Raw genomic sequence first — 3,202 nt, 5'->3', positions numbered from 1 at the left:
TGTCTGCATTGTCTGCATTGTCTGCATTGTCTGCATTGTCTGCATTGTCTGCATTGTCTGCATTACCTGCATTACCTGCATTACCTGCCTTTACCTGTTTTATCGTCTTAACCCTGTCCGCCTCTTTTCTCTCCCGCTTCGTGACGTCCAAATCCCCCAGAGTTTTACCGTTCCGCTCGTGCCGCTTCGCTTTTTTTAGAAAATATGCCGCTGTGTCATGCAAACCTGCCATCTTCTACTACAATTATCCGTACGTTACGCATTTGAGCAGCGTTTTATGTTGCTGCCAGCCGTTTTGCTGTAACGATAAGCTGTTATCACCTAAGGTTAAGGAGAAATAAGATGAATAAAGACGAAGCCGGCGGTAACTGGAAACAGTTAAAGGGTAAATTTAAAGAAAAATGGGGCAAGCTGACCGACGACGACATGACAGTCGTGGAAGGAAAACGCGATCAGCTGGTCGGTAAAATTCAGGAACGTTACGGTTATACCAAAGACCAGGCTGAGAAAGAGCTGGGCGATTGGGAAAGCAGCAACAACCATCGTTTCTGACGGAACGGCCCCCGGTCAGCCTGGCATCGCCAGCGCTGATAACGACCGGGGAGCATTCTACGAAAAGGGCAGCGCTTTTGGCGCTGCCCTTTTGCTTTTCTGTCCCGCCTGTCCATCTTCGCCGCTTAAATTATTCTAAAGCTTAAGGGGTTCAGCGGCCGCGTTTTTTTGTACTGGCAGTATGATCGTGCTGGCACGCATCATGATGCTGGCAGGCCTCCACCTCGACGCAGCTTTTGCACAGGCCGTGCGCTTCTATCACGCTGTTGGTCAGAGCAAAGCCTGCAGTACGCGACAGAGATTTCAGAATATCCTCCACGCCTTCTGCGTGCTGCTCGGCCACGCCGCCGCAGCGATCGCAAATCAGCATTGCCGACGTATGCGATGGCCCTTCAAAATGATGGCAGACCACATAGCTGTTAGTAGACTCAACGCGATGGACGAACCCCTGCTCCAAAAGGAAATCCAGCGCCCGATAGATGGTAGGTGGCTTGGCCTGCGGTTCGCTGGCGCGCAACAAATCCAGCAGGTCGTACGCGCTGATCGCGCCATGATGGTGGCTCATCAACCGCAGCACTTCCAGACGCTGAGGCGTCAGCCTGACGTTGCGCTGCTGGCAGATAGCTTCCGCCTGCGACAGAATTTTTTCAGGACTGTTAATGTTCATCATGCTCCCCAGTCTGGCTTAGCACGTTATATTATCACAGCGTCAGTAAAAACGTCGCGCTTCTGACTTTCTGCCTTCCCTTACGTCGTCCTGACCGCCACGCGCTAAAATCCCAGTCAAAATCGAAGGTTATAAATTCGCCCGCTTTTTGAGCTGTGCTGTACCATTGATGACTAAAGAAGCGCGTCAATAACGGTTGCACTCTGAAATGTTTTAACTACATTTACTTAAGTTTTTGTAAACATTGCTGCGTCAGTCATTGAAAACACGGCTTATTTTCCAGCCGGATAGCAGATTAAAAGCCGCGCAATGAGCAGAAAAGGGCGGGTAATTTGACTTAGTTCAGGCTAATGACTTCTCGCTGTTCGGCCCATTATACGGGCAATCAAACGTATTGCGCTTCGGGCGCTGTCTTCTTTGCTGAAGGGTTAGAAGTAAATGGTCAATAAATTCAAGCTGAACAGATTCACACGACCGGCCGTATTTCCCGTGCTGTTGCTGGCTCCGTTAAGCGCTCTGGCCGCTGGCAACTACTATGACGCCCGCAATGATGCAATGGGTGGGACAGGCGTTGCCTCTTCAACCTACGGCACAGCGGTGCTGGCTAACCCGGCACTGATGACGAAAGCCCAGCCGGAAGACGATGTCAGCATTATTCTGCCAGCCGCCGGTGCCCAGCTTACGGACAAGCACAAGCTGATCGATAAAGTGGATGATTTGACCGACAGCGTGGATCGCTATCAGGATATTGCTCGCCAGGGTGTTTTAAGCTTTGCTGACTATCCACGAGTGAAATCTGCAGCGGGCGATCTGGCGAACCAGCTGCGCGGCATCAAGGGCAATAAAGCCTGGGCAACGGCAGGGGCTGCCGTTGCGGTGACCGTGCCAAACGAAGTGCTGCCTTTTGCCTTTGTCGCGAAAGCTTACGGAACGGCGCATGTAAGGGCTAACGTCAGCCAGGGCGATATCGATTATTTACAGCGTGTAGCCGACGGCAAAGATCTTCCCCGGCCAGGCGTCCAGAACTCGCTAACGTCATCCGCGCTGGGACGCGGCGCTATTGTTTATGACTATGGCGTTGCCGTGGCGCACGAGTTCGTTATCGCCGGTCAGCCGGTTTCTTTTGGCATTACGCCGAAGATCCAGAAAACGTATCTCTATAACTACAGCGCTTCTGTTTATAACTACGATAAATCAGACTTCACTAAAGGGCGCTATAAGAATTCCAATACCGGTTTCAACATGGACGCCGGTGTGGCGACCGATCTGAACGCCAACTGGACGCTGGGCGTCAGCGCACAGAACCTGATTGCCCGTGATATCGATACTCGTGAAGTTAATGGCTATAAGGATACCTACCAGATCCGCCCGGTCGTCACCCCTGGCGTTTCCTGGCATACCGAGCGGCTGACGACGGCGCTGGATGTAGATGCCACCCCAACCAAACGGTTTAAAACAGTAGAAGACAGCCAGTATGCAGGCGTAGGCGCGGAGTATCGCGTGCTGGACTGGCTGCAGCTGCGCGCGGGTTATCGTGCAGATTTAAAGGCCAACGATACCAATGTGGTTACTGCCGGCTTTGGGCTGTCGCCGTTTAATAAGGTCCATTTGGATCTGGCCGGAATGCGTGGTAATGACAATACCTGGGGTGCCGTAGCCCAGCTTAACTTCACGTTCTGATTTTCCTCAAGGGCGCATCATCGTGCGCCCTTACAGCCCGTTTAGCGATTGCGGGCAGTCATGCTATCATTGCGCACATTATCGTCATTTGTTAATCAGAGTCTTTGCGCTTTATGACCCAGAATTTACCTGCCCACCGTTTTTCCGTTGCGCCAATGCTGGACTGGACCGACCGTCACTGCCGCTACTTTCATCGTCAGCTGAGCCGTCAGGCGCTGCTTTACACCGAGATGGTCACTACCGGCGCCATTATTCATGGCAAAGGCGACTATCTGGCCTGGAACCAGCAAGAACAGCCGGTCG

5 protein-coding genes are annotated in these 3,202 nt (G+C 52.3%); 3 read left to right on the top strand and 2 right to left on the bottom strand.

The window, feature by feature from the left end:
• On the bottom strand, window positions 1-232 hold a 232-nt coding region (locus tag RTK32_RS20515), incomplete at its 3' end, for a hypothetical protein (RefSeq protein ID WP_312047178.1).
• Window positions 233-342: 110 nt separating this feature from the next.
• On the opposite strand from RTK32_RS20515, the gene RTK32_RS20510 reads away from it, so the two are divergent.
• A complete protein-coding gene (locus tag RTK32_RS20510) occupies window positions 343-552 on the top strand; it encodes a CsbD family protein (protein WP_312047176.1) in 210 nt (69 codons plus the stop codon).
• Window positions 553-703: 151 nt separating this feature from the next.
• On the opposite strand, the gene zur is transcribed toward RTK32_RS20510, so the two are convergent.
• Window positions 704-1,219, bottom strand: a complete 516-nt coding sequence (zur, locus tag RTK32_RS20505) for a zinc uptake transcriptional repressor Zur (protein ID WP_312047180.1) — start codon at window positions 1,217-1,219, stop codon at window positions 704-706.
• A gap of 438 nt (window positions 1,220-1,657) precedes the next feature.
• Here zur and RTK32_RS20500 point away from each other — a divergent pair, with 438 nt between their 5' ends.
• Both RTK32_RS20500 and RTK32_RS20495 read left to right on the top strand, forming a co-directional pair.
• A complete protein-coding gene (locus RTK32_RS20500; protein WP_312047174.1) occupies window positions 1,658-2,899 on the top strand; it encodes a conjugal transfer protein TraF in 1,242 nt (413 codons plus the stop codon).
• 113 nt (window positions 2,900-3,012) lie between these two features.
• Window positions 3,013-3,202, top strand: a 190-nt coding sequence (locus tag RTK32_RS20495; protein WP_312047172.1) for a tRNA-dihydrouridine synthase, incomplete at its 3' end; no start/stop codon positions are given.

This window comes from Erwinia sp. (assembly GCF_031978025.1).
GTDB lineage: Bacteria > Pseudomonadota > Gammaproteobacteria > Enterobacterales > Enterobacteriaceae > Erwinia.
This window is presented reverse-complemented; position numbering and strand designations above follow the sequence as displayed.

Coding starts and splice junctions, on each gene's coding strand:
- RTK32_RS20510 (WP_312047176.1), top strand. CDS start 343: ATGAATAAAGACGAAGCCGGCGGTAACTGGAAACAGTTAAAGGGTAAA.
- zur (WP_312047180.1), bottom strand. CDS start 1,219: ATGAACATTAACAGTCCTGAAAAAATTCTGTCGCAGGCGGAAGCTATC.
- RTK32_RS20500 (WP_312047174.1), top strand. CDS start 1,658: ATGGTCAATAAATTCAAGCTGAACAGATTCACACGACCGGCCGTATTT.